At 48.9% G+C, this 25,164-nt stretch carries 22 protein-coding genes and 1 other RNA gene; 16 read left to right on the forward strand and 7 right to left on the reverse strand.

Going from position 1 to position 25,164, the window contains the following annotated elements; all coding sequences use genetic code 11:
• Positions 1-79 precede the first annotated feature (79 nt).
• The gene (locus CRN95_RS08540; RefSeq protein ID WP_088629078.1) at positions 80-451 is read right to left on the reverse strand and encodes a DMT family protein; all 372 of its coding nucleotides are present in this window, start codon (positions 449-451) and stop codon (positions 80-82) included.
• Positions 452-516: 65 nt separating this feature from the next.
• The gene (locus CRN95_RS08545) at positions 517-1,083 is read right to left on the reverse strand and encodes a DUF4416 family protein (RefSeq protein WP_088629077.1); all 567 of its coding nucleotides are present in this window, start codon (positions 1,081-1,083) and stop codon (positions 517-519) included.
• 26 nt (positions 1,084-1,109) lie between these two features.
• Here CRN95_RS08545 and CRN95_RS08550 point away from each other — a divergent pair, with 26 nt between their 5' ends.
• From CRN95_RS08550 to CRN95_RS08565, 4 genes are all read left to right on the forward strand, one after another.
• Positions 1,110-1,853: a glutaminyl-peptide cyclotransferase gene (locus CRN95_RS08550; protein WP_235002959.1), complete on the forward strand. Its 744-nt coding sequence runs from the start codon at positions 1,110-1,112 to the stop codon at positions 1,851-1,853.
• Between the two features lie 328 nt (positions 1,854-2,181).
• Positions 2,182-2,542, forward strand: a transfer-messenger RNA (tmRNA) gene (ssrA, locus tag CRN95_RS08555).
• 186 nt (positions 2,543-2,728) lie between these two features.
• Positions 2,729-3,142, forward strand: coding sequence for a hypothetical protein (locus CRN95_RS08560; protein WP_088629076.1), 414 nt, complete (start codon positions 2,729-2,731; stop codon positions 3,140-3,142).
• A 114-nt stretch (positions 3,143-3,256) separates the two neighbouring features.
• Positions 3,257-4,837 (forward strand): glycosyl hydrolase family 8, encoded by a 1,581-nt coding sequence (locus CRN95_RS08565; RefSeq protein ID WP_097020619.1) that lies wholly within the window; start codon positions 3,257-3,259, stop codon positions 4,835-4,837.
• A gap of 239 nt (positions 4,838-5,076) precedes the next feature.
• On the opposite strand, the gene CRN95_RS08570 is transcribed toward CRN95_RS08565, so the two are convergent.
• From CRN95_RS08570 to ilvB, 5 genes are all read right to left on the reverse strand, one after another.
• Positions 5,077-6,168, reverse strand: coding sequence for a radical SAM protein (locus CRN95_RS08570; RefSeq protein WP_088629074.1), 1,092 nt, complete (start codon positions 6,166-6,168; stop codon positions 5,077-5,079).
• Positions 6,165-6,824 carry a hypothetical protein gene (locus tag CRN95_RS08575; protein ID WP_097020620.1) on the reverse strand — a complete coding sequence of 220 codons (660 nt, stop codon included), beginning with the start codon at positions 6,822-6,824 and terminating at the stop codon, positions 6,165-6,167. The genes CRN95_RS08570 and CRN95_RS08575 overlap by 4 nt, the downstream gene beginning before the upstream one ends.
• 24 nt (positions 6,825-6,848) lie before the next feature.
• The gene (locus tag CRN95_RS08580; RefSeq protein WP_097020621.1) at positions 6,849-7,424 is read right to left on the reverse strand and encodes a hypothetical protein; all 576 of its coding nucleotides are present in this window, start codon (positions 7,422-7,424) and stop codon (positions 6,849-6,851) included.
• A 421-nt stretch (positions 7,425-7,845) separates the two neighbouring features.
• On the reverse strand, positions 7,846-8,340 hold the full coding sequence (gene ilvN / locus CRN95_RS08585) for an acetolactate synthase small subunit (RefSeq protein ID WP_088629071.1): 495 nt from the start codon (positions 8,338-8,340) through the stop codon (positions 7,846-7,848).
• Between the two features lie 15 nt (positions 8,341-8,355).
• A complete protein-coding gene (gene ilvB, locus CRN95_RS08590) occupies positions 8,356-10,074 on the reverse strand; it encodes a biosynthetic-type acetolactate synthase large subunit (RefSeq protein WP_014547308.1) in 1,719 nt (572 codons plus the stop codon).
• A 442-nt stretch (positions 10,075-10,516) separates the two neighbouring features.
• Here ilvB and CRN95_RS08595 point away from each other — a divergent pair, with 442 nt between their 5' ends.
• The 12 genes from CRN95_RS08595 (at position 10,517) to ribD (ending at position 25,163) form a co-directional block, all read left to right on the forward strand.
• Positions 10,517-10,918: a hypothetical protein gene (locus CRN95_RS08595; protein ID WP_097020622.1), complete on the forward strand. Its 402-nt coding sequence runs from the start codon at positions 10,517-10,519 to the stop codon at positions 10,916-10,918.
• Positions 10,919-10,921: 3 nt separating this feature from the next.
• Positions 10,922-12,340, forward strand: coding sequence for an MBOAT family protein (locus CRN95_RS08600; protein ID WP_097020623.1), 1,419 nt, complete (start codon positions 10,922-10,924; stop codon positions 12,338-12,340).
• A gap of 35 nt (positions 12,341-12,375) precedes the next feature.
• Positions 12,376-13,566, forward strand: coding sequence for a hypothetical protein (locus tag CRN95_RS08605; protein ID WP_235002960.1), 1,191 nt, complete (start codon positions 12,376-12,378; stop codon positions 13,564-13,566).
• On the forward strand, positions 13,566-14,063 hold the full coding sequence (locus CRN95_RS08610; protein ID WP_097020624.1) for a hypothetical protein: 498 nt from the start codon (positions 13,566-13,568) through the stop codon (positions 14,061-14,063). Before CRN95_RS08605 ends, CRN95_RS08610 begins: the two co-directional genes overlap by 1 nt.
• A gap of 43 nt (positions 14,064-14,106) precedes the next feature.
• Positions 14,107-17,661: a chromosome segregation protein SMC gene (gene smc / locus CRN95_RS08615; RefSeq protein ID WP_097020625.1), complete on the forward strand. Its 3,555-nt coding sequence runs from the start codon at positions 14,107-14,109 to the stop codon at positions 17,659-17,661.
• Between the two features lie 152 nt (positions 17,662-17,813).
• Positions 17,814-18,707 carry a DMT family transporter gene (locus CRN95_RS08620; protein ID WP_097020626.1) on the forward strand — a complete coding sequence of 298 codons (894 nt, stop codon included), beginning with the start codon at positions 17,814-17,816 and terminating at the stop codon, positions 18,705-18,707.
• A 188-nt stretch (positions 18,708-18,895) separates the two neighbouring features.
• Positions 18,896-19,942 (forward strand): hypothetical protein, encoded by a 1,047-nt coding sequence (locus CRN95_RS08625; RefSeq protein WP_097020627.1) that lies wholly within the window; start codon positions 18,896-18,898, stop codon positions 19,940-19,942.
• Positions 19,943-19,959: 17 nt separating this feature from the next.
• The gene (locus tag CRN95_RS08630) at positions 19,960-20,226 is read left to right on the forward strand and encodes a hypothetical protein (protein ID WP_145993979.1); all 267 of its coding nucleotides are present in this window, start codon (positions 19,960-19,962) and stop codon (positions 20,224-20,226) included.
• Positions 20,227-20,354: 128 nt separating this feature from the next.
• Positions 20,355-22,103: a 1-deoxy-D-xylulose-5-phosphate synthase gene (locus CRN95_RS08635; RefSeq protein WP_097020629.1), complete on the forward strand. Its 1,749-nt coding sequence runs from the start codon at positions 20,355-20,357 to the stop codon at positions 22,101-22,103.
• A gap of 35 nt (positions 22,104-22,138) precedes the next feature.
• The gene (locus CRN95_RS08640; RefSeq protein WP_235002961.1) at positions 22,139-23,308 is read left to right on the forward strand and encodes an alpha/beta hydrolase; all 1,170 of its coding nucleotides are present in this window, start codon (positions 22,139-22,141) and stop codon (positions 23,306-23,308) included.
• Positions 23,309-23,441: 133 nt separating this feature from the next.
• Positions 23,442-23,882, forward strand: a complete 441-nt coding sequence (locus tag CRN95_RS15025) for a rhodanese-like domain-containing protein (protein ID WP_097020630.1) — start codon at positions 23,442-23,444, stop codon at positions 23,880-23,882.
• A gap of 9 nt (positions 23,883-23,891) precedes the next feature.
• Positions 23,892-25,163, forward strand: coding sequence for a bifunctional diaminohydroxyphosphoribosylaminopyrimidine deaminase/5-amino-6-(5-phosphoribosylamino)uracil reductase RibD (gene ribD, locus CRN95_RS08650; protein WP_097020631.1), 1,272 nt, complete (start codon positions 23,892-23,894; stop codon positions 25,161-25,163).
• Position 25,164: the final 1 nt, after the last annotated feature.

A 25,164-nucleotide genomic window follows, 5' to 3' on the forward strand; every position in this document is an offset into this window, starting at 1 on the left:
GTTGTGATGTGCGGACTTTTTTCATGTCATGCCCACCTGTCATCCCGGACCCCGTTCCGGGAGGGCATCTCCTAATAATTTATTTCAAAAATGCAAAGAAAACGGCGGCGATGATGAACAAGAATGCAACGATGTGATTCCATTGGAGCGTTTCCGTGTGGAACACCGTCACGGCAATCGTTGTGAACACCGTAAGTGAAATGGCTTCTTGAATGATCTTCAATTGCATCAGGCTGAACGGACCGCCATTGATGCGGCTGCCGATGCTGTTTGCGGGAATCATAAAGCAGTATTCAAGGAAGGCTAGGCCCCACGAAGCGAGAATCACAAGAATCAGCGGCCAGTCGGTGCTGATGTGCATTTCTTTGAGTTTGAGGTTGCCGTACCAAGCGAACGTCATAAAGATGTTGGAACAGCAGAGGAGGAGAATTGTAAAAATACCAGCTTTCATAATTTAGTCATTAGCCAATGGTTATTAGTTGTTAGTGTTTTGTCATTGGGGCTTGCCCCATCCAGTTACTTCTGGGTCCGCAATCTATATGGTCTTCCTGTAGAATGTTGGTAGGCGAGGCGTTTGCGTACTTCTTCGAGATACTTGATGTAATTCTCGCTTTGGTAGTCGCGGTACGTCCAGTCAAAAGCGTGAAAATGTCCGTCCTGAAAATAAAGCGTCGGCTCCACGAAAATCCCGCGTTGCATATAAACGCGCTGGCGCTGGTCCTTGGTCGTTGCCAAAAAGAACTGCCCAAGCGTCATGTAGCCCGGATCGAGATTTACAGGGCGCAGTCCCGGAGTTCCGTTTGCTTTTGCAATTTCAAGTTCAATGTCGTTTGTCCAAAGCTTGATATCGACAATTGTTTCGCGGTCCACGAGCTGTTCGTAGCTAAAGAATGCTCGCACCGGAGCCATGCCGATTTCTTCTTTGTAGTAGTTGGTGAATGTGAACGGGAACGGTTCCAAGTTCAGGTCTTCTTCGCCGAAACGCGACTTGAGCACTCCGCGGACCGCTTCTACGGATTCGGCATCTTTTGCGAGAATGCCAACGATGATTTTCACTTTGGCAGGAGTTCTGATTTCACCCATGCGCGCAAATTTAGTAATTTTACGATATGTTTAGAAGTTTATCTTTTTGTGCTTTTCTCGTCTTTGCTCTCTCGTCTGCCTATGCCGAGGCTCCGCGTGTCGTGCCGACAATTCTTGATTCTATTCCGCACGAAAAGTCTCACTTTACGCAGGGGCTCTCGTTTGATGGCAAGGACTTGATTGAAACCACGGGCCAGTATGGGAAATCGGGGCTGTATCGTCGTACGCTCGACGGAAAAATTCTTGATTCCGCACGCATTGAAGATCGTTATTTTGGTGAAGGTTCCGTTGTGCTTGGTGACGAGATTTACTACCTCACGTGGAAATCGCACAAGGCTTTTATTTATTCTCGCAAGCCTTTCAAAAAGAAAGGGGAGTTTCGCATCCCGACCGAAGGCTGGGGACTTACGCTTTGGCGTGACCAGCTTTTGATGAGCAATGGCTCCGATGAACTTTTGCAAATTGCACCGGGTGGCTTTGCTGTGTCGGGGATTATTAAGGTAACCGACGGTCGTTATTCAATTAAGCTTTTGAATGAACTTGAAGTCGTCGGAAATCTTTTGTACGCAAACATCTGGCAAACGGACTTTATTGCTGAAATTGAACTTCCGAGCGGGAAGGTTCTCCGCTACATCGATTTCTCGAAAAAAGCGGGGGAGATTCGCGAAAAATTCCCTGGCGTAGATGTCTTGAACGGCATTGCCTACGACGGCAAGGATTTTTGGATTACCGGCAAGCTCTGGCCGCAAATCTATAAAGTCAAGTTTTAGATGAATCTTGTCATTCCCCTAACGGGGCTTGACTTGTTCGCCTCGGATATAGAAACATGCAAGCATGTTTCTGCATCGCTCGGCTCCGTTGTCATTCCCGGACTCCGTTCCGGGAGGAAATCTCCATCTCGAATCACTTTCCAAGTGCGATCGATTTTTGTATATTTGCGTTGAATCGGGGGTACTCTGGTTTGCTTCGAATAACGCTACTCGCGTTATTCTCACCCTTCGGGCTTTTCGAACGCACGGCGTTCTCAAAGGCTTAAACGCTCCTTAAAGTCGCGTTTAATCGACGGGTCTCAACCAGAGCACCCCCGGTGCAAGCACCGGGGGTGCTCTGGTTTCGACAGGGTTACCGAAGTGTTAGTTGCAAGTCGAGGTCTCAGACGAGGGCAACTCGTTAAAAAGTCTGAAAAAAAATAAGTGCTGACGAAAACTACGCACTCGCTGCCTAATTAACGGCAACGCCGGGCCTCATTCCGCTCCCATCGGGGTGTACGTCCGGACGCAATATGGGATAGGGAAGTGTCATGCCTGGGGGCATCTCCCGAGATTTACTAGGCTGGTCAAACTCCGCGCCGACCTTCTTGGGCGTGGATAAGACGAGATCTTAAATACGAAGGGAACACTTGTAGGAACGTACATGGACGTGATTTTGGACAGGGGTTCGACTCCCCTCACCTCCAGAAAAGAAAAGGGCTCTCCATGAGAGCCCTTTTCTTTTCTGTTTTATAAGAACCGCTCGGCTCTTGTGCAATTGGAAAAATCCATCTTCGCCTCGCTTTCGCGAACACGACCCGTTAATACGGGTCGCTTATCGCTCACAGAAGTAAATTTCAAAAAATCTTTCTAAATTAAATTCAAAAGGAGGTTGTATGGATTGCAGAATCTTAGTTCGCTTTATTGGAGTTCAAGAGGATCTTGATGCTTTGTGGTCCGAATTCATGGAGCATTTCCCAGAGGCCGAACTGCCGAGTGTCGATTCCGGAGAATGGTATTCTGTCGAAGACTACATGACTGATGAATACGAATGCCGTTTCGAAGAACTCCCTGAGTCCGAACTGTATGCGGTCGATGGAACCTTCCTTGTCGAAAACGAACCTCCTGAGGATGTCCTGACTGAAATCCTGGAACGCTTCGAGCGCGTGTATGCCGTGTTCAAGTGGTCTACGATGGATGTTGGCGTGGGCTGCGGAACGAGCGAAGGTTGGGGTGAATTCAATGCAGACCGCGCCGATGACGGTTCTGACGAAGCAAATGAAATCTCCGAAGCCGTGCTAGGTTTCTAAATATTTTTCGAATTGCTTTGTTTTTAAGCTCTTTTCTTGTCTAAAATTTTTCTTGCAATTTCAACATAAAACTTCTAAATTTGGTTTGGGTTGGATTAGGTGTGTGGAGGTTTTATGTTATTTTCTCGTATTTTGCCGCTTTGCATTGCAACGGCTTTCACCACGTCACTTGCTGTTTTGGACTTGCCGAACGCACAGCCTAAAGTCGATGCCGCCTATTGGAACAAGGCTCTTGATAGTACGTGGCAGGGCTTAGTTCGTCGAAATATCCAGCCGTATAGTGCTGGTGCTGGATTGATTCACCGTCCAAAGAGCGAAACCCCGGGCGATGCCGTGAGTGAAGGCGTTGGCTATGGAATGCTTGTCTCGCTTTATGCCAATGATCAGGCTTCGTTCAATAAAATGTGGGAACAAGCAAATACATTGATGTGGAGCAGCTGCTATTACAACTGGCAGATGGGCCCCGATGGAAAAATTACGGGCTTGGGTGCTGCTTCTGATGCCGAGGAAGATGTCGCTTTGGCTTTGATTTTTGCCGACAAGCTTGTGTCTGCGGGTAAGTGGCAGCCGTACACTTCGGCAAAGCTTGGTTCCGATTATAAGGCGCATGCGCAGAAAATTCTCGATTGCATGTGGAGCTCCAAGCAAATTACAAGTAATGGAATTTTGGCTCCGGGTGCAGGCTGGGGTGGTTATGAATTTGTCAATCCGGGGTATTTCTCTCCGGCTTGGTACAAGGTCTTTGCTAAGTTCGATTCCAATGGTGATCGTTGGAATACTGTGGTTGACAAGTCCTACGAAATCATTGCTCTAAGCCCGGGTTACAGCATGGGCATGGTACCGGACTGGATGACTCCAGAAGGCGGCTGGGTTGGTTCTGCCGGTCTTGGCTATAATGCTTATTTTGAAAGCCGCGCCTTTTTCAAGGATGCAATCCGCATTTTGTGGCGTGTCGCTATTGACGCTATCTGGTTTGACGAACAACGCGCAAAGACGTTCCTCAAGAATGCTTTGACGTTTATCAATTCGAAGGGTGGCGCTAAGGCTGCGAACTTCTACCAGATTGAAAATGCTGGCGAACTGTTGCCTGCTGAAGATAAATGGTATGATTTCAACAATTCCAAGGATTCTACGACATGGCGTTACCGCAGTGAACACAGCCATTTGACGATTGGCATGTGGGCAACGGTTGCTATGGCTGTGGGCGAGAAGGCTGACCGAATTGCTTTCAGTGAAGAAATGGGCAAGTTCTATGAAGGTGGCGATTACTTTGGACTTGCAAAGAACGAAACGGACGCGCTCGAAGATACGCTCCATAACGAGATGTATTTTGACCAGTTCCTTGCCTGGTTCGGCACTTCCATGATGAGCGGTGCTTTTGTGAACGTTGTCGATGCCATTGACAATCCGAAGGCGGCAACAGTTGGGGATTCTTCTTCGCTTACGCCTTCGTTAAAGCTTGCGGAAAGACGTCTTGCCGGTATTGCCGGCATGAAGATTAGCCATTTAGATGGCGCTGTGATGATGTCTGTTTCTGAACAGGCTCAATGGAAAATCTTTGACTTGAACGACCACGTTGTGGCGACTGCTTCTGGTAAAGATTTCCTTTGGAAGACGCGTGGTCAAAGCGGAATCTATATTGTGAAGGCCGTTGGCCGTAAACAAAGTTATTCTCGCAAGATTACAGTTCGCTAAAGGTGATGCCCCATCAAGTGGGGCATGACACGTTTGACTTTGTCATTCCACTTCGTGGCTTGACTGCTGTGGCTCGGCAATAAGAATGAGTATACTCATTCTTGCTGCGCTCGCCTTGCTTGTCATTCCCCTAACGGGGCTTGACTTGTTCGCCTCGGATATAGAAACATGCAAGCATGTTTCTGCATCACTCGGCTCCTTTGTCATTCCCGCCTCCGAGCGGGAATCTCCTTTCTATTCTACGCAGATATTTTTTCTAGCAATGTATCGCAGATTTCTGCGAGCATTCTCTCGTGCGTACACACTTCGGGCGACACTCCTTCTATTGTCCCCGTCGTGTAGTAGCTCGTGCAGGCGCATTCATGTGCACAGCAGCGGTAGCGAATATCGCACCCCTCGCATTCCTTTTTGTCGTTGTCCAAAAATTCTCGAATCTTGTCGCAAGCCGTCTCGTCAAAGCCGGTGAAAACGTTCCCCTGCACATAGTGGGTGTTTGGGTTTGAGGTGATGAACCGTGTGCAAGGGAACATATTTCCATTCGTGGCGACACCAATGGCTCCATTATATACATGGCACGAATAAAGCCTGTATCGTGAATTGATAAGCGTTATTTTTATTTTGTCGTGAATTGTGCCGAGGAAGAACTTGTCGCCTTTTTCGCGACATGCCCTCCAATATTCTGCCATTTTCTGGTATTGCAAGGCGAGCTTGTCAAAATCTTCGCCTGTCCATTTGCCGTCAAAATCGACACTTGTGGTGAGACTTTGGAATCCCTGTTCGTGCAGCCATTTGACGCTCTCGAAAAGCGTGCTAACATGTGCACGCGTGACTGTGCTCAATGCTACAGCGCCGAGTTTCACGAATTGTGGAATGTGCTTTTCGATGGCCTTGAAACTACCCGTATTGCTGACTGTGCGGCGGGCGATATCGTGATGGTATTCTGGCCCGTCGAGCGAAAGGTAAATGCGGAACTTTTCGCGCTCGCAAAAGTCAAAGAACTCGTCGTCAAAAAGCGTGCCGTTGGTGTTGACGGCAAATTGCAACCTAAAATTTTTAGAAATTTTGCCATTGTCCATCGCGTTATCGACAACCGCCTTTGCGAATTCGACACCTTTATAAATTGCGTCTCTTTGCAAAAGCGGCTCCCCCCCAAAGAACGTGATGTTTAAGTACGACTGCCTAAAGAAAATCGTGCGGTCGAGCGCAATTTTAATCGCCTGCTCGAGAGTCGCATCGTCCATGACCGTTTTGCGGTCCGCTTGCGATTCCTTGTAATAGCAGTAGGTACAACGTAAATTACATTGCTCTGTAAGGCAAAGAACTAAGTTCATGCTTGAATGTCATCTTGTTCGAACGTGGTCACCATGCTGACCATCTGGCATCTCGGGTCTTTAGGGTCGTCGCACATGTAAATTTGCGGGCAGAGCGGGTCGTTGTGTTGGCAACGCCAATCATCAATACATTTTTGATCGTCTGGAGCGCAATCACCGTAGGGAGTCTGTTCCGAAGAACTGCTAGATTCGTTTGCGGACGATGTCGGCGTGGTGTCGGAAGAACTGCTGCTTACATCCAGATCTTCTTCGTACGGCGGGAGAATGCCCGCTTCTATAATTGGCTCGTAAGACGAACTGCTAGGTTTTTCGACGGACGATGACGAATAAGTGTGAGGGATGCCTGCTGAGATTATTGAAGAACTGCTTTTGGGCAGTTTTGCAGAAGAAAGCGCTTCAATGGCTTCGCTGCTGAGGTGTTCGCCGCTTGAAGAAATGTCGGTATAGCTGGAACTGCTGAATTGTTCTCCGCATGCAGTTTCACCGCATGTCGGTTCAGGCTCTTGTTTTTTGTTGTCGTCGCCTGTTGCAGACATGCTGTCATCGCAGGCTGTTGTGCCGATGGATGCTGCAATTCCGAGTGCGGCCGCGACTGCACTTTTGGTAAATTTGCTCAATTTTGAGCTTTTGACGACTTTTTTCTTCTCAATTTTCATGTTTTCCCCTAACACTTGCAGATCTTATACATTGTCAAGCATTTCGTATGTGGACACCATGCTGGCAATCATGCCTCGATCGTCGTCATGGCACATGATGACATGAATTCCTGTGGAATCTACAGTTTCGCACATTCTAGGATATGGAGGGACTACAGTATCACTTGAAGAACTGCGGGATTCTTCTTTGATGCTCGACGAGCTGCGAACATGTTCTACAAATGTGCTGCTGGAGCTTTCAGATGAACTGCTTACAACTTCTTCCGAAGAACTGCTGGGCGTTTCTGAAGAAGAACTGGCGAGATTTTCTGAAGAACTGCTCGGCGATTGTACAGATGAAGAAGAAAGCGCTTCGATGGCTTCGCTGCTGAGGCGTTCGTGGCTTAGCGGAATATCTGCTACAGAGGAGCTGGACGTGTTTTCTGGACTTTTTGGGGTGTTGTTGTCTGGTTCGATTGGGCCTGCAACTGGACTGCTTTCGGCATCGTCTAAACAACCGCTCATCAAAATGGCGGACATGCCAAGCAACGAGGCTACCCCTGCCTTAGTGGCTTTGGATAAACGTGAATTTCCGATAACTTTCTTCTTCTCGATTTTCATAAAAATCTCCTTCAACCATAACACTCTATCTTAATATAGTTTGTTTTGGAATATAAAATGCAATTTTGGGCTGTTTTTATGAATAGCGTTGAACGATTTTGTTGCATCCGTTGCATATAGAGGGGGCAAAAGAAAAAACGCCCGGTTTCCCGAGCGTCTTTATCGTAATTGTCAATTCGTCATCCTGACACCGAAGGTGGAAGACAACTCAGAAGGCGAGTGTTGCGACCATGCTTGCATGGGCATAACCGAGCCAAAGAGTTGGGGCGTAGCCCCATCTAGTTAAGTTTTATTACAAGATATAACTGGATTGACGCTTCGCGTCCGAGGCTTCGGCTCAGAAATAGGTTTGCGAGCAACCTGCTTCATTCGCCTCGCTCTCGTTTCTTCGGGCTTCGCCCTCAGAATGACGTGTTAAGTGTTACGTCTTGTCTTCACCGCGGAGCATGATGACCTTGCCCGTGCGGATGTATTCCACGATTTCGAACTTCTGCAACAAGCTCTTGAGGGTATCGACCTTCGTGCTGTTGCCCGTAATCTGGATAATCATGGAAGTCATCGTCATATCCACCGTGTTGGCGTGGAAATGGTCGCAAAGCTGCAAGATTTCGGTACGCTGTTCTGCAGTGCAACGAACCTTGATGAGGGCGAGTTCCTTTTCCACAGCGTCCGTACCGGTATGGTCCTTGGCCTGAACCACGTCCACGAGCTTTTCGAGCTGCTTGATGATCTGCATCAAGATTTCGGGATTGCCGTGAGCGATGATGTTCATGCGGCTGAAGTTCGGGTCGAGCGTGGGGGAGACGACGAGAGAATCGATGTTGTAGCCACGGCGGGAGAACACGAGTGCAATACGCACGAGCACGCCCGGGCGGTTTGCCACTAACAAGCTAATAGAATGTGCAATATCTTTCATTTTCTAATTCTCCTATTACGTCGATCCGGTGGGTTTTTCGAGCTGCGTCTTCGGCTGTTCGGTGATCATGCTTGTGATCGGAGCGCCTGCCGGAATCATCGGGAACACGTTGTCTTCCTTTTCGCATTCGCAGTGGATGAGAATCGGGCCGTCGTTGTAGTCCAAAGCCTTCTGAATCACGCGTTCGGCGTCTGCCGGGCGCTTGATACGGAGACCCGGGATGCCGTAAGCTTCAGCGAGCTTCACGAAGTCCGGGTTGCCTCTCATGTCCACGCTGGAGTAGCGGTGGTCATAGAAGAGTTCCTGCCACTGACGCACCATGCCGAGGTACTTGTTGTCCATCACGAAAATCTTGATGGGGAGCTTGTGGATGGCGGCCGTTGCAAGTTCTGCTTCGGTCATCTGGAAACCACCGTCACCGCTGAAGCTGCAAACCGGCCAACCGGTTTCGTTGCCGAATGCGGCACCGATAGCAGCCGGGAAGCCAAAGCCCATCGTGCCTGCGCCACCGCTGGAGTGGAGCTGACGCGGATAGTTGATGTGGAAGAACTGTGCAACCCACATCTGGTGCTGGCCCACGTCCGTAGTAACAATGGCCTTGCCCTGCGTAAGTTCGCTCACGGTAGCAACGATGTGCTGCATACGGAGACCGCCCTGCTTGGCGTAGGTAAGCGGGTAGCGCTTCTTCCAGGTCTGGCAAGTCTTGATCCAGTCGGCGGTATCGAGCTTGTTTACCATCGGGAGGAGCTGTTCCAAGACGAGCTTGGCGTCACCGCACATGAACACATCCGGCTGCAACACCTTGCCTTCTTCGGCAGGGTCAATGTCGATGTGCATCTTCACTGCGTTCTTGCAGAATTCGCTGAGCTTACCGGTAATGCGGTCGTCCCAACGGCTACCGATCGAAAGGATCAAGTCGCATTCGAGAACAGCCTTGTTGGCGTAAATTGTACCGTGCATGCCGAGCATGCCGAGAGAAAGTTCGTGGTCGGTCGGGAATGCACCGAGGCCAAGCATTGTGCAGCAAACCGGAGCGCCGAGCTTTTCAGCGAGTTCCTTCACCTGGCGGTGTGCACCAGAAATCATAGCGCCGTGGCCAACGAGGAGGAGCGGCTTCTTGGAATTCTTGAGGTATTCCGCGGCCTTTTCTACGCTTTCAGTAGAAGCGTAGGTCGGAATCTTGTAACCCGGAAGGTCCATCTGGTCTGTGAACGGAGCGGTGCAGGGGCCTGCAGTCACGTCCTTCGGGAGGTCGATAAGCACCGGGCCCGGACGGCCAGAACGTGCAATGTGGAAAGCTTCCTTCATCACGCGCGGGAGGTCGTTCGTGTCCTTCACCAAGTAAGAATGCTTCACGGTTGCAAAAGTCATACCGCTAGTATCGCATTCCTGGAAGGCGTCCTTGCCCAAGTTCGGAGTTGTCGTCTGTGCCGTGAGCACGACGATCGGGCTAGAATCCATGAGAGCTGTATAAATACCTGTAAACGTGTTCGTTGCACCCGGACCGCTAGTGACAAGAGCTACACCGACCTTACCGGTCTGGCGGGCATAACCGTCAGCCATGTGGGTTGCGCCCTGTTCATGACGGCTGAGCACAACTTTGATGCTGGAGTCGAGGATGGCATCGAACATCGGAATGGCCGATCCACCGGGATAGCCGAAAATTGTATCAACGCCTTCACGCTTGAGGCATTCGATAATCACTTCGGCACCACTTAAGGTCTTATTTGCCATAATTTATCCTGTCTTTTAAAGAATAGATGAAAATTTAGATGGATTGAAATATAGGAGTATTTTAATGTGGCGGCAAGAGGTAAAAACCGTATTTTGTGAAAATTTTTGCAATTTTTGGTAAAATTTTTAATTTTTGAAGTTTAAAAAATGAAAAAAATTGAAGATTTTTGTGAAAGTTTTGCGAAAATTGAATTGAAGTAAAGTAAAAATTGAAGATTTTTGAGCTAAAATTTGTTGTTTGGTCCATTTTGTGTCCAAAATAATGTGAAAATTTTTGCGAGTATGCGAAAAATATATCCGAGAACGGATTTGCCCCCGCAAATGTCCTCTGTGCTTGTTTGCCTTGTCATTCCCGCCCCGGATCGAAGTCCGGGATAAACTCCAGCGTAAATCACCCTCTTATTATATGGGCGTCGCCCCTAAAATTTTCTAATTTGTAATTATGATTAAAAAGATTTTTCTCTCGCTGATTCTTGCGGCTGCATTCGTGTTTGCCGCTGACCCGATCACCATTGAAGGGCGTTTGACCGAAATTCCGGGAAAAATGCCGAGCAATGACTTATATAGCTATGTCTATGTATTTAAGTACAAGGTCTCGAAGGTGGTTTCGGGCAAGCTCGATGCTAAGGACGTTCTCGTGGGCGTCTATAACCCGCTCATCGCCCGTGGCAAGGTCAAGGACAAGATGGCGGACAAGTCCAAGGGCAATGTTGGTGAATTCAAGGCCAAGGCAAAACATACGCTCAAGCTCATCCCGCTTGAAGGCAACTGGGACGGTGCTGTCGAAGATGAATACTTTGACGATGAATCCCCGCGCTACCTCGCAATTGAAGTGAATGAGTAATTAATGGTCTTCTCTTCCCAGATTTTCCTTTTCTACTTCTTGCCGACGTTTTTGGTTGGCTACTTTGTTCTCTTCAAGCTCGGGGCTAAGCATTCGTTCCTGAACTTGTTCATTACCATCTTCAGTTACGTTTTTTACGGCTGGCTCGAACCGTGGCTCGTGTTCCTCATGTTCGGCTGTACGCTTGTCGTGTACGTAGCTGGGCGGTTCATCTCGGCGCCGAATGCAAGTTCTTTGCAGCGTAAGGTTGCCCTGTGGACTGCAATTGCGGTGAATCTCGGGGCGCTCGGGTTCTTCAAGTATTACATGTTCGGCATGGGGATCGTGAACGATTTTGCGACCATGCTCGGCTGTGAGCCATTCTCGATTATGACGGTTCTTTTGCCGGTGGGCATTTCGTTCTACTCGTTCCAGTCCATGAGTTATGCGATTGACGTTTATCGCGGTTCCGCTCCTCCGGTCAAGAACTTTGCGACATTCGCATGCTACGTGGCGCTTTTCCCGCAGCTTGTGGCAGGCCCGATTGTGCGCTACAATACGGTCGCCGAAGAACTTGAAACCCGCACGCATACGCTTGAAAATTTTGTGCGTGGTATCCTGTTTTTCTGCTTTGGCTTTACCGAAAAAATCTTCCTTGCAAATCAGGTGGGCATTATCGCAGACCGCGTTTTTGCGGCTGATGCTCCGGGCGTCATCAATAGTTGGTGGGGCTCGCTTGCCTACATGTTCCAGATTTACTTTGACTTCTCGGCGTATTCTAATATGGCGATTGGTCTTGGACTTATGCTCGGGTTTCATTTTCCGCGCAACTTCAATGGCCCGTACCGCTCTGTTAGCATTACGGACTTCTGGAAGCGCTGGCATATCTCGCTCACGAGTTGGTTCCGCGATTACCTGTACATTCCGCTGGGTGGCAACCGCGTGCCGACGGGTCGCATGTACTTCAACCTTTTCCTCGTGATGTTCGTGAGTGGCGTTTGGCATGGTGCGAACTGGACGTTCGTGTGCTGGGGCCTTTATCACGCCTTCTTCATGATTGTGGAACGTGCAAACAACAAGAACGCTTGGTACTACAAGGCTCCTCGCGTGGTGCAAATCCTTTTGACGCAGGTGATTGTGCTCTTTGGCTGGGTGCTGTTCCGTGCGGATTCTATTGGCGATGCTGTCCGCATGTGGAAGAATATGATTGGGCTTGGCGCAACGGCTGCTTCCGACGTGATTTTATCTGCTGAAATTTTCACGCCGACATGCGTTGTGTTCATGTTGCTGGCGGGTTTACTTTCGTTCTGGAAGTTCCGCAGTTACGATTGGTGCATTGACGTTTCTTTCAAAAAGTCGCTCATTGCGCTTGGCTTGTTTATTTTGGCAACGCTTGCGCTCTTTACCCAGAGTTACAACCCGTTCCTTTATTTCCAGTTCTAGTTATGAAAATAAAAAAAGTCTTTCTCTTGCTTTCTATGGCGGCTGGAGTTGCCTTTGCTGATCCGATTCCAACAGAAGCTTTAACTCAGGGCGGTCTCCAGATGCGTGACCGCCAACTCCGTGATATCGGCCTTGTGATGCGCGGTGGGCGAGGTGGCTTTGTCGATATCGGCTACACTTATACGCCTTCGTCTGAACAGTTGCAGTTGCAAAGCAAGTACGGCGTCCACGATGGTTTTGCCTTCAGGCACCATTATGGTATTTTCGGTAGCTGGGTCCTGGACTCCATTTCTCATTTGGGATTCCTCACATGGTTTGACCGAGCTGGTTGGGACACTCAGGACTTTTTCTTCATTCCGCACAATGGCGAACCGGCGCACATTTCATCGGCGTTGACATGGGGCTTTTCTTACACGAATACGGCGTATGATTTTACGGTTGCATTGGGTATGCAGCATCAGAATCTGGAACAGGCTTCGAGACGTTTTTACCCTGTGGAAAGCGATTCTATGCTCTTCTATTGGGGGCATGCTCGCTATAAGAATGTGAGCTTCCAGGGGAGTTTCTATCGCAATACGTTCCAGACGCTTCGCTTCTCTTTGGATTTGGAATCTCGAGAACTTTATGGCGGTGTAGGGAGTGGCTACAAAACTTATTTGCCTAACTTGAGTGCGACTGTTTATCGCCGTAAGAATAATGATGATGACGATAACTTTGTCCGTTTGAACTGGGAACAGAACCTTTACAAACAAACTGTTTATGCGGATGTCGCTTATGACTTCCCGAAAGGCGGTTTCCATTCGGCGACTTTGAAGTATTATCCGGACCCTTCGCGTTTGATGGGCTTTGAAGCGTCTTGCTTGCGCCGTAATGAAATTGGCGGCTCTAGGGAATTGCTTTGGGGTGGTGCCATTGATATATTTGTCCTTCGTCTTGCTTATAATTCTGCCTTTGACTACGACAACATGTTCCGTGCTAAGGGTACGTTTATTGCCGAATTCCACATTGACTTGGGTGCTTTTGAAGGCAAGTTCTTTGGTCGCGGTGCTGCAAAGGCGGCTCCGATGGAAACATCACAAAAGAGCTATGACTTGAACAAGTTTATGAAGCTTCGGGCGGAACAGCAGAAAATGGTAAATCCGACGGTGGATGCCCAGGGCAATAAGGTGATTGAAGCGAAGGGAATTCGCTACGAAAAAGTGGATGCAACTCAGGGAGGTCACTAATGAAGTATTTGCGTTTATTCCTTTGTCTGGTTGTATTTTCTTTGACGGCTTGCATGAGCCATGTGTTTATTGATACGACGACCAGGCTCCAGGTCGAAAACAAGACGGATGTCACGATTTTGGGGGTCGATATTATTTCTGAAGACGGAACTTCTGTGAGCCCTTGGATTCGCGATGCGATTGAACCGGGTGAAAAGAGCAAGGTTGTCGAAGAAGATTGGGTCGGAACGTTTAAGGTCCGCGTTCGCTTTGACAAGTGGGATGGCAAGTCGCTTGCAAGTATAGGTAAGTTTTGTGCATATAGCTCGACCAGTAGAGTGTACGATGTTTTAGCCAAACAAGGCGAACCGAATGTTTTTGAAAAAGAAGTAAAAGGCTGCGGCGAAGAAGATGTTCACATGATCTATTCTGAAACAACGCTTGACTTCGAAGGCGGCAGCCTGCACCTCATTGTATCTCAAGACGAAGATGGAAACGTGGCATTTAAGTTGAAGTAGGGCCTACCGCCTACTTCCTACTTTTTTACTACATTTTGCTACAGTGCAGATAACTAAGTTAAAGATTTTTGGTTTTAAATCCTTCGCGCAGAGGACGGAAATTAACTTCCCGACGAAGGGTCTTACGGCTGTCGTTGGGCCGAACGGCTGTGGCAAGTCCAATATTACGGACGCCATCCGCTGGGTGCTTGGCGAACAGAAAGCCGCCGCTTTGCGTATGGGTAAAATGCAAGACGTTATCTTTAGCGGTACCGAAGAACGTGCCGCCATGAGTCTTGCCGAAGTTTCTATCGTCATCGATAATAGCGATGGTACGCTTGCTTCTGATTATTCCGAAGTCATTGTGACGCGCCGTGTGCACCGCGATGGTTCGGGCGAATACCTCATCAATAACCAGGAATGCCGTCTGCGTGACGTTCACGCCTTGCTCTTTGACTCGGGTCTTGGTTCCAGTACGTATTCGCAGATGAACGCCGACATGATCAAGGCTGTTCTTTCGGACAAGGCGGATGATCGCCGAGTGCTCTTTGAAGAAGCCGCAGGTGTGAGCAAGTATAAACAGCAGCGCAAGGAAACGCGCCGCCAGCTCGAACGCGTGCAGATGGACATGGAACGTGTTGAAGACAACTTGCGCAGTGTGCGCCGTTCTGTCCGTCTTTATGAAACTCAGGCCGAAAAGGTCAATGCTTACAAGAAATTAAATACGCGCCTCCGCGAACTTGATTTGTCTGTCAGCTTGGACAAGTTTGAGGACTACAAGGAAGGTCTCGCTACGCTTGATTCTACGACCAAGCGCATGAACCATGAAGTGGAATCTTCCAAGACGCAGGCGACGGAATTGCAAGCTAAGATTGAAGAAAAGAAGCTTGCAATTAGCGAAGACGAAAATACTTATCGCGATTTGGAACGCAATGTCCAGGCGGCGACGATTGCCTTAAACGACCTGAACAACAACATCATGCGTTTGCGCGATTCCATGGCCGCCCTTGAATCTTCGAACGAAAAGGCTCAGGGCGAAATCGAACGCAGCGAACAGAAGTCGCAGGAACTCTCCGAAGAAAAAGCTCGCCTCGAAGAAGAAATTGCCGTTCTCGGTAGCGAAAACGACATGGACGAGCTGAATGCGCTTTTGGAACGTGAACGAGAAACGTTGCAGGTCATGCGCGACAAGGTCGATGACTTGCGTACGCAGTCCCGTGAACTTTCGAACGAACGTTTGCAGGCCACAAACCGTGTGAACTCCCTCCGCGGACGCTTCGAACGCATGGACGCCGAAGTCAACATGCTCCAGTCGAACATCGCGAAGTGGCAGACCGAAATTGAAGGTCTCGACAAGCAAAAGTCCGATGCCGAAGCGAACATCGCCGAAATCCAGGCGGGCATCGAGGATACGAATCGCGAAATCGAAAATCTCGAAGAACAGCGCGCCACGCGCGAAGAACGTTTGGAAACTGAACGTGCCGAACTCACCGAAGCGCAACAGAAATTGCAGGGCTTGAAGAACGAAGAAGCCCGCTTGCAGTCGAGAATCGATGTGCTCCAGAGCGTGATGAACGAAGGCTCGGATGCCAACCGTTACCTCAAGGAAAATAAGGCGAACCTCATTGGCGGTCTTGTTTCGGAACGTATCGAGGCGACACCGGAATACGCATCGAGCGTCGAAGCTGCTCTCGGTGAAATCCTTGATTCTGTTGTCGTGAATGGCGACAGTGCCGTGAACGAAATTGTGGATGCACTCAAGAGCGAAAACGTGGGCAAGGTGCTCATGTCGCTTGTTTCGAGTGCGGCTCCTGCTTACGACAAGCCGGTGAACAATCCGGGCGTTGTCGGTTCGCTTAAAGATTTTGTCAAGACGGATGATGAAGTTTCTCCGTGGCTCTCGGGAATCCTCTCTCGCTATTTTGTTGTAGATTCTTTGCAGACTGCGCTCAACTTGGCGAAGGAATACCGTGGCGAAAACTTGAATTTTGTCACCGCTGATACGATTGTGCGTACAAGCGGCCTTGTGTCGTTTGGCGTTTCGACGTCGGGGGCACTCTCCCGCAAGAACGAAATTGCTGATGCCGAAGCGCTTTTGGAAAAAGTGCAAGGCGATATTTCTGCCGGCGAAGAAAATGTGGACCGCTTGCGTGAACTGACTGAAGAAGACGCTCAAATGCTCTCGTCCTTGGTCGATGAAATCCGTGAAAAGCGCGATTCTCTGCGTGGTGGCGATGCTTCTATCCGCATTCACCGAAATACGGTTGAAAACTGCACCCGTCGCTTGAACCAGTTGAATGGCGAAGTGACGAACGCGCAGAACAGAATTGATGCGGCGGCGCAGTCCAAGAACAGCGATGCGGAACTTGCCGAAGCCGAAACTGAAGTCGAAAAGGTCGAAGAACGTTACCAGACGATTTCGGACCAACTCGGCGAAAACGAGACGATGCTCCGCGAAAAAGAAGAAGATGTCCGCGAACTTGAACGCAGCGCGCAAGACAAGACTTCTCGCTTAAAGCAGAACCAGAACCGTGTGGTCGCCATTGCCGATCAGATGGAATTCTTGGACAATACGATTCGCAATCGCCGTGAAGAAATCGAAAAGAACACGGTTTCTATTGAAAAGTTTGAGACGGATTGCAACAAGCTCTCCGACGAAGCGCAAGTGAAAGATAACGCGCTCCGCGAACTTGAACGCAACCGCGACCTCGCTCGTGAACGCTACGACCTCGTGAGCGGCGATCTTGAAGGATGGCGTGACGAAGTCAACCGCCTCCGCGATGACATGATTGAAAAGATGAAGGAACTGAATGACGTCGGCCGTCGTCAGGAATCCCTTCAGAACAATCTCGACCGCCTCCGCGAACGCATCACGAACGAATGGACTGTCGATTTGGACAATCCCGAGAACGTTGAACGCGTGGAATACACGCAGCCAGAAGCGGATCGTGAGATTCGTGAACTCCGCGGCAAAATCAAGGAACTGGGCCCGATTAACATCAACGTGATGGAAGATTACGAAGATGAAAAGAAGCGCCTCGAAGAAGTTGAAAAACAGTTCGACGACCTCGATCGCGCCCGTGCATCGCTCGACCGCACCATTACAAAGCTTGACGACATTGCCCGCCAGCGCTACCTGGATACGTTTGCACGCATCCAGAAGAACTTCCAGTTCGTGTTCAGTAAGCTGTTCCTCAATGGCGAAACGAAGATGAACCTCGTGGAACGCGTGGACGAAATGGGCAAGCCGATGGACATTCTCGATGCCGACATCGAAATCAACGTCCGCCCGACCGGTAAGAAAATGCGCGGTATTAAGGCGCTTTCCGGTGGTGAACACGCACTTACTGCAACGGCGCTCCTGTTCGCTATTTACATGGAAAAGCCGTCTCCGTATTGCGTGCTGGACGAAGTCGATGGTCCGCTTGATGACGCTAACGTCGGTCGCTTTATGGCGCTCCTCCGTGAATTCAGTAAGCAGACCTTGTTCATCGTCGTGACGCATAACAAGCGTACCATGGCCGAAGCCGATATGCTCTACGGTGTGACCCAGGAAATCAAGGGTATTTCCCGCATCGCTAGCGTGCAGCTCGCCGACGCAACTAAGTTTGCTATATAGACCGCTCGGCTCTATCGCAGATGGAAAAATTCCTTCTTCGCCTCGCTCTCGCCACCACGGCACGTTTGCTCAGTGCCGCTTGTGGCTCACGATGGCAGTGTCATCCTGAGCGAAGATGCGTAGCATCGTAGTCGAAGGATCCAGTAAAGTTTATGCTCCTCTCGTCTTTCGTCTCTCGTCTGCCTTCTCTGAAAGGTTTCGCTCTCGCGGCTGCGTCCGCCATTTGCTATGGCACCAATCCGCTGGGCGCTTTGCATTTGTACGCCCAGAATTACTCGCCGGAGACGGTCCTCTTTTACCGTTTTTTCACGGCGGCGATTCTCCTTTTGACTGTGATTCTCGCGAAGGGCTCGCATTTTAAAATCTCGTTTCGCGAGTTCCTTGCGCTTGTCGCGTTTGGCTTTTTGTTTGCCGCAAGTTCCCTCACGTATTACGCTTCGTTCAAGTACATGGATGCGGGGCTTGCTTCAACGCTATTGTTCCTGTACCCGCTCGAAGTCTCGGTGCTTATGGCGATTTTCTTCAAGGAACGTATAAAGGCTTGGACAATCGCTTCTATCGCGGTCTCAATGGCGGGCGTGGCGCTCTTGTATCGCGGCGGCGATGGCTCGACGCTAAGCTCAGTGGGGTGCCTGCTGGTGTTCTTGTCATCTATAAGCTATGCGATTTACATGGTGATGGCAAACCGCATCAACCTACAGATGGGCTCCGTGAAAATGACTTTTTACGCCATTTGCTTTTGCTTGTGTTTTTTGTTGCTTTACTCTGTGACACTTGGCGCTGGCCTCCCGCCAATTTTTACGCAGGCAAATTCGTGGGGCTGGGGCTTTATGCTTGGCTTTGTGCCGACGGTGCTCTCGCTCATATTCATGGTGAAGGCCGTGAAAATCATCGGCTCCACGCCCACGGCAATTCTCGGGGCGCTTGAACCCGTGACCGCCGTGACCATTGGCGTGACTGTATTCGGCGAAACGCTAACGACTCGCATTATTGCGGGTATCGCCTTGATTCTCGGTTCTACCATGCTGGTGGCTGTGAAAAAGTAGAATAGTCGCACCGTAGGTGCCAAACTAAAATCTACTGACTAATGACTATTGACTAGTGACCTATTATAAACAACTAAGTTCTATATAATACATTCTGACTTTTTTTGGTGTAGTTTTCCACGTCTACTCCCGTTTTTCCTGCATTTTTGCTCTCGTTTTTCTGTAAACAGATTTATAGTTTTATTTACATGAAAAATTTAGTCCAAACTCTTTTGCTTTCTTCGGTGGCGGCGTTGTTCGCATCGTGCAATAGCTCAACATCTGGCCCGGAATCATTTCGGGAACCGATAAGTTACACTCCAGATGGCAAATGTACGATTGATATGTTAAAGTACAAAACTCAGGAACAGTTGGACTCGTTGCGTACTTTTTGTGATACCATTTTTGTTCGTAGTGTCGTGAATATTTATAAGGACACTGTTTACGATGATACCGTAATTACAGACAATAAAAAGTACACCAGTTTTATTTACTTTGACCGTTATACGGAAAAATCCGATACACTAACCCAAATTACAGCTGAAAAAAGCGGTGATTCAGGTCCGTGCGGTAGCATACCTATTTATTGTAATCTTGATTCTTCTGATGTAGAAAAGACGTTTAATTGCTCGCAGGCTGGCATTTGTTACATGTATAATCTAGCTGATGATATTGCAACGAGTTCTGCCGAGGTTGCTGTTGTTCGATTAATAACGAATGAGCCACTGTGCTCTGAACCGGGGTATCGCTGTGTGCGTGATACTGTTTTCCATGATGCTTTCCATACGACATATCGAACCATTGCCCGTGATACAACGTTTCTGAATTATGGTCCAACTGCATGGACGGATTATGTTCCTGCCATCAATGCGCCTGCTTTTGATACGGCTACATTCCGCAAAGCGTTGGACACTCTTGATACGCAAAAGCCAATCTTCGGAATAGATACTTTGTTCTCAGGATATACCATTACGGTGGATGGGTTGCCGGACTGGGCATCGAATAATACTAAATGTACGACAGTAGATTCTTCACGTATCTGTATTTATCAAGATATTCATCGTCCAATATTAATGCTTACGACTTATCCAACGCTTTACAACAAAAAGCCATTCTATCTTTGGAATAATCTTGAATCGCCTTTGGAAAAAGACACTTTGATTACATGGAAATTGAGATATAGATATTCCGGTGGTCATAATTTTGAAGGAAATCGCGACTCGTTAGAAATAACTACGCTCTTTAAGGGAATTTAGATTGTTATATTAGCAGCATGCTAAGTACATGTTCAATTTGCAAAAAGGAATTTAATGACAAGGTGGGAATGTCCCCGATGGAAAGTAACCTTGCCATCCGTTATCGCAATAAAATCGGCAATATCTGCCCCGATTGTCAGGCCGAAATCCGCAAGACTAAGCAGGGATGGTGGCGGCTTTTCTTCTGGAATATGAAAGTCGCTCTTTATTGCTTGCGATTCCTTGCGCTTTTTGCGCTCCCGTTTATTGCACTAGTTGTTGTTCTTGCGCTTTACGTGCTGTAGCTCCTGTATATTTATGTAACAAAATCCCGCGGAAATCTCAATTTTTGCGGGCGTTTTTTGTATATATTATTTTAAAAGTTTTTCTACCGCAATGTATTATCCCCGCTTGACGGGCATCATGAGGTCTCATGTTCCTAGAAAAAATCAAGTCCCCAGCCGACGTGAAAGCGTTGGACATCAAGAGTCTCGAACAGCTTGCCGCCGAAATGCGCACAGCACTCCTTAAAAAGCTTTCTAAGCGTGGCGGTCACGTGGCGCCGAACCTCGGCTTTGTTGAAGGGACGATTGCGCTCCACTACGTTTTCGATTCTCCAAAGGACAAGATTGTCTATGACGTGAGCCACCAGAGCTACAGCCACAAAATGCTCACGGGCCGCGCCCAGGCGTTCTTGGAAGAAGCGCATTACGGCGATGTGACGGGCTATAGCGAACCGACTGAAAGTGAACACGATTTCTTTATGGTGGGGCATACCTCTACGTCGGTGAGCCTTGCGCTTGGCCTTGCGACCGCTCGCGATGTGCTGCGTGAATCTGGCAATGTGATTGCTGTAATTGGTGACGGTTCCTTGAGCGGTGGCGAAGCGTTTGAAGGTCTCGATAACGTAGGCGAATACGCTACGAATTTTATCGTTGTGGTGAACGATAACGAAATGTCCATTGCCGAAAACCACGGCGGGCTTTACAAGTCCTTGGCAGAACTCCGGGCGACTGCGGGCAAGTCCGAAAACAATTACTTCAAGTCTCTAGGCTTTGATTACAAGTATCTTGAACAAGGTAACGATATCGCTTCGCTCATTGAAATTTTCAAGTCCGTGAAAAATTCGACGCGCCCGGTCGTGGTGCATCTGCATACGCAAAAGGGCCGCGGCTATTCTTATGCCGAACAGAATCGCGAAGGCTGGCATTGGGCGGCTCCGTTCAACATCGAAACGGGCGAAATCAACTGGGGCAGTGGCGAAAATTACGGTGAAATTCTCGGCCTTTATCTGATGGCAAAAATCAAGAGTGACCCGAAGGTTGTCGTGATTCATTCGGCTGTTCCGGCGGGAATTGGATTCCATGCGGCTCGCCGTAAGGAGGCGGGTAAGCAGTATATTGACGTGGGCATTGCCGAAGAGCATGCGGTAGCACTTGCATCCGGGCTTGCAAAGGGTGGCGCAAAGCCGATTTACAGTACCCATGGCACGTTTATCCAACGCACCTACGACCAGCTTTCGCAGGACTTGTGCGTGAACAATAATCCCGCTACGATTCTTGTGACGATGTCTGGTGCCGATGGCATGAACGATACGACGCACCTCTGCATCTTTGATATCCCGATGCTTTCGAACATCCCGAATTTGGTTTATCTTTGCCCGACATGCGTCGAAGAATTCAAGACGATGGCGGATTGGGCGATTGACCAGACGGAACATCCGGTGGCGATTCGCGTGCCGAACGCTGTACATCACCGCAGCGATATTTTCGAGAAGGATTACTCCAGACTCAACAAGTTTAAGGTTGTGCATCGTGGCGAGCGTGTGGCATTGATCGGTCTTGGCGATTTCTACCAGCGTGCCGCAGCTGTGGCGCTTGAACTGCGTCGCGAAGGCATTGATGCAACGCTTGTGAACCCGCGATATGCAAGCGGTGTGGATAAGGACTTGCTTTTGGAACTTGCAAAGACTCACGATGTGTTTGTCACGCTCGAAAATGGCGTGATCGAGGGTGGTTTTGGCCAAAAGGTCGCGACCTCTCTTGGCGATACAAGTGCGAAGGTGCTTGTGCGCGGGCTTTCTAAAGAGTTCTATGACAAGGTGAGCTTTGCGGATCTCTGTGAGAAAAATCACTTGAATCCGTCGCAGGTCGCAAAAGACGTGATGCAACTCCTATCGTAATGACCGAGCGTCGCTAATTTTAGTATTATGTAGCTATGAAAAAAGTTAAAATAATCGTCATGATTATTCCGCTGGTGCTTTTCTTTATCGCATCGGCGGTTTATGTGTATTTTGCGAATGCCGAAGCGTTGCACGATGTGATATTGGATAGTACGTCAAAAATTGATGTGGATCCCGATATTATTGAAAAGTCCCTGTCTAAAGTGCAGGTGGACATGGAACTCGGCGAGCCTTTTAAAGTTTACCCGATTAAAACGAGTCCCGATAGCGAGGAAGTTTTCCGCTCGACGTTGATTGAGTATCCATTTGGGAGTTCTCCGCGTGCGGATTCGCAGAATAACGTGAGCTTGCGTGGTATCATCTTGTACGTGCATGGCTACAACGATTACTTCTTCCAGAAGGAACTAGCCGAAAAGGCGGATTCTGCGGGCTTTGCATTCTTTGCGATTGATTTGCACTATTGCGGACGTTCGTATGTGGATGGCGAACCGCGTGGTGACATGCGTAATATCAAGGAGTTTTATGCCGAACTGGATGTCGCTGTAGAACTCAGCAAGAAAATTGCAGTGGACGATTACGAAGAGGCGGAACGCGTTCCGTTTGTGATTGTGGCGCATTCCCAGGGTGGTTTGATTTCGTCGTTGTACGTGAATGACCGCAGTGATGAACATTTTGCAGCGCTTGTACTCAATAGCCCGTTCCTGGACATGAATTTCAACTGGTTCCTGCGTAAGATCGGCCTTCCGATTCTTGCGGATTTGTCGATATTCCTGCCGGATTTTTCCGTCGGTTCTACGGGAAATCCCAATTACGCCTACTCCCTTCTGAAACATGAAAAGGGTGAATGGGAATACAACGAAAATTTAAAAAGTGAATCTCGCCCGGAACAATTTTTGGGCTGGCTCCGTGCGATTATGAATGGTCAAAAGCGTGTTCATTCCAAGCTTGATATTAAGTCTCCGGTGCTTGTGATGCATGGCGATTGCACTGCAGATGGCGACGAATGGACTGACGATTATATGCATTGCGATGGCGTATTGAACGTGGAACATATTCAGGAATGGGCTCCGAATTTGGGCGAAAAGGTGACGACGCGTACAATCCCCGACGGTTTGCACGATTTATTCCTCTCTCGCAAAGATGTTCGCGATAAGGCGTATCAGGAAACGTTTGGCTTTATCGATGCCCATGTAAAGAAGGATTAAATATTATGTCATTCTGAACATTAAAGAATGCTACGTCATTCTGAACCCCAAAGGGGTGAAGAATCCAGTGCATATTTTATTTGATCTTAAAAAAACAGTTATCTTTTACTTTGTATTTTTAAGGAGTACGTAAATGAATAAATTTTTGGCTATTTCTTTCTGTGCCATGTTGCTCACAACGGCTTGCAATTCTTCTGAAGAACCGAAGCCGCAGGCTGTTGCAAAAAAGGTCGAGGCTGTCCAGCCGGCCGCAGCTGTTGTTGAACAGAAAGTAGCTCCGATTACAACGGTGGATTGGCAAAAGGCTTTTGAAATGCATAAGGCTGGAGCTGTCCTTATTGACGTGCGTACCCCGGCCGAAGTGGCAAAGGGTATGGCCGCTGCAACTGCAATCAACATTCCGCTTCAGGAAATGCCGCAGCGCTTGAGCGAATTCCCGAAGGATAAGGATTTGCTGATTTACTGCCGCAGTGGCAAGCGTAGCATGGCCGCTTCCAAGTTCCTCGTTGAAAACGGTTATACCCGTGTGTTCAACGTCGAAGGTGGCATCCTCGCTCTCCCGCCGCAGAATTAATTTTTTTGAATGACTCCAGAAATCACAAACTTCATGCAGTTTGCCTTAGAGCAAGCTTTCTTTGCGATTGGCGAGAGCCGCCCGAATCCGGCGGTCGGTGCCGTAGTCGTCAAAGATGGAATTGTCGTGGGAAAGGGGCGCACGCAGCGTCCTGGGAGTGCTCATGCCGAAGTCATGGCATTACGCGATGCGGGTGAACTCGCTCGCGGAGCCTCTATTTTTGTGACTCTGGAACCGTGTTGCCATTATGGTCGCACGCCGCCTTGCACCAAGGCGATTATTGAAGCGGGAATCCAGAAAGTCTATTTTGCACATTCCGACCCGAATCCTGTGGTGCATGGAAAATCCCGCAAGATTCTGGAAGACGCGGGGATTGAAGTTCACGAAGGCGTGGAAGCTTGCATTCTCGCTTGCGTTGAGGATTGCTCGAATGGTGAATCTTGTACGGAATGCCGCGTCTTTGAATTTACGAGCTCGTCGCCGTTGGATAAAGCTTCTCGTGAAGCTGAAGGTCGAGCGGTCTTTGCCGAAGTCGAACGCTATTTTGAAGCGTATGATTATTTTGTACGCACCAAGCGTACCTTTGTCGAAGTCAAGTCTGCTATTTCGCAAGACGGATTTATGGGCAGCGTTGATGCTTCTGACAAGCGTTTGCCGTTAGCAATTACAAAGCAAGGCGCAAACTGTTGGAATCATGAACTCCGTGCGATGAGCGATGGTATTCTCGTTGGTGCGGGCACGCTCCTTGCCGATAACCCGGGTCTTGACGTGCGTTATGCCGCAGGCAACAATCCTGTGAAAATCGTCTGGGCGGGGCATCACGAATTTACTGCTGATGAAATTTCGCGTTTGAAAATTTTCAGTGCTAGCGATGTTAAGCCAATCGTATTTTCGTGCGTGGCGCAACCGAAATTGCTGAATGTTGCGGAATGCGTTATACTCTTAAACGATTCTTTTGCCGAAAACTGGCGTGCGATGGTTGACGATTTGTCTGCTCGCGGAATGCACCGCCTGATGGTGGAACCGGGTGCACGCCTTGCCCGCGAACTGTTCAACGGCGAATCTCGCAATCTCTCGCAAACGCAAAATGCGCAGCCCCTTTGGAATCGCCTTGATCTTTGGCGCTCCACCGATTCTTCTGTTGATATTGCCCTTGAAAATCTCATCGAGTCTGGCGCCGTCAAGGCTGGCCTTGAATACCCCGAATTGCCCGCTAACATCGTCGCCAAAGAATCTGCCGTCATTGGCCCTGATGTGCTGACAGTGTATTATCCGGGGTAGT

The sequence above is a fragment of the Fibrobacter sp. UWB16 genome (assembly GCF_900215325.1).
Lineage (GTDB): Bacteria > Fibrobacterota > Fibrobacteria > Fibrobacterales > Fibrobacteraceae > Fibrobacter.

Bases quoted from the DNA above. Each gene is read 5' to 3' on its own strand.
- CRN95_RS08540 (WP_088629078.1), bottom strand. From the start codon at position 451: ATGAAAGCTGGTATTTTTACAATTCTCCTCCTCTGCTGTTCCAACATC.
- CRN95_RS08545 (WP_088629077.1), bottom strand. From the start codon at position 1,083: ATGGGTGAAATCAGAACTCCTGCCAAAGTGAAAATCATCGTTGGCATT.
- CRN95_RS08550 (WP_235002959.1), top strand. From the start codon at position 1,110: ATGTTTAGAAGTTTATCTTTTTGTGCTTTTCTCGTCTTTGCTCTCTCG.
- CRN95_RS08560 (WP_088629076.1), top strand. From the start codon at position 2,729: ATGGATTGCAGAATCTTAGTTCGCTTTATTGGAGTTCAAGAGGATCTT.
- CRN95_RS08565 (WP_097020619.1), top strand. From the start codon at position 3,257: ATGTTATTTTCTCGTATTTTGCCGCTTTGCATTGCAACGGCTTTCACC.
- CRN95_RS08570 (WP_088629074.1), bottom strand. From the start codon at position 6,168: ATGAACTTAGTTCTTTGCCTTACAGAGCAATGTAATTTACGTTGTACC.
- CRN95_RS08575 (WP_097020620.1), bottom strand. From the start codon at position 6,824: ATGAAAATTGAGAAGAAAAAAGTCGTCAAAAGCTCAAAATTGAGCAAA.
- CRN95_RS08580 (WP_097020621.1), bottom strand. From the start codon at position 7,424: ATGAAAATCGAGAAGAAGAAAGTTATCGGAAATTCACGTTTATCCAAA.
- ilvN (WP_088629071.1), bottom strand. From the start codon at position 8,340: ATGAAAGATATTGCACATTCTATTAGCTTGTTAGTGGCAAACCGCCCG.
- ilvB (WP_014547308.1), bottom strand. From the start codon at position 10,074: ATGGCAAATAAGACCTTAAGTGGTGCCGAAGTGATTATCGAATGCCTC.
- CRN95_RS08595 (WP_097020622.1), top strand. From the start codon at position 10,517: ATGATTAAAAAGATTTTTCTCTCGCTGATTCTTGCGGCTGCATTCGTG.
- CRN95_RS08600 (WP_097020623.1), top strand. From the start codon at position 10,922: ATGGTCTTCTCTTCCCAGATTTTCCTTTTCTACTTCTTGCCGACGTTT.
- CRN95_RS08605 (WP_235002960.1), top strand. From the start codon at position 12,376: ATGGCGGCTGGAGTTGCCTTTGCTGATCCGATTCCAACAGAAGCTTTA.
- CRN95_RS08610 (WP_097020624.1), top strand. From the start codon at position 13,566: ATGAAGTATTTGCGTTTATTCCTTTGTCTGGTTGTATTTTCTTTGACG.
- CRN95_RS08620 (WP_097020626.1), top strand. From the start codon at position 17,814: ATGCTCCTCTCGTCTTTCGTCTCTCGTCTGCCTTCTCTGAAAGGTTTC.
- CRN95_RS08625 (WP_097020627.1), top strand. From the start codon at position 18,896: ATGAAAAATTTAGTCCAAACTCTTTTGCTTTCTTCGGTGGCGGCGTTG.
- CRN95_RS08630 (WP_145993979.1), top strand. From the start codon at position 19,960: ATGCTAAGTACATGTTCAATTTGCAAAAAGGAATTTAATGACAAGGTG.
- CRN95_RS08635 (WP_097020629.1), top strand. From the start codon at position 20,355: ATGTTCCTAGAAAAAATCAAGTCCCCAGCCGACGTGAAAGCGTTGGAC.
- CRN95_RS08640 (WP_235002961.1), top strand. From the start codon at position 22,139: ATGAAAAAAGTTAAAATAATCGTCATGATTATTCCGCTGGTGCTTTTC.
- CRN95_RS15025 (WP_097020630.1), top strand. From the start codon at position 23,442: ATGAATAAATTTTTGGCTATTTCTTTCTGTGCCATGTTGCTCACAACG.
- ribD (WP_097020631.1), top strand. From the start codon at position 23,892: ATGACTCCAGAAATCACAAACTTCATGCAGTTTGCCTTAGAGCAAGCT.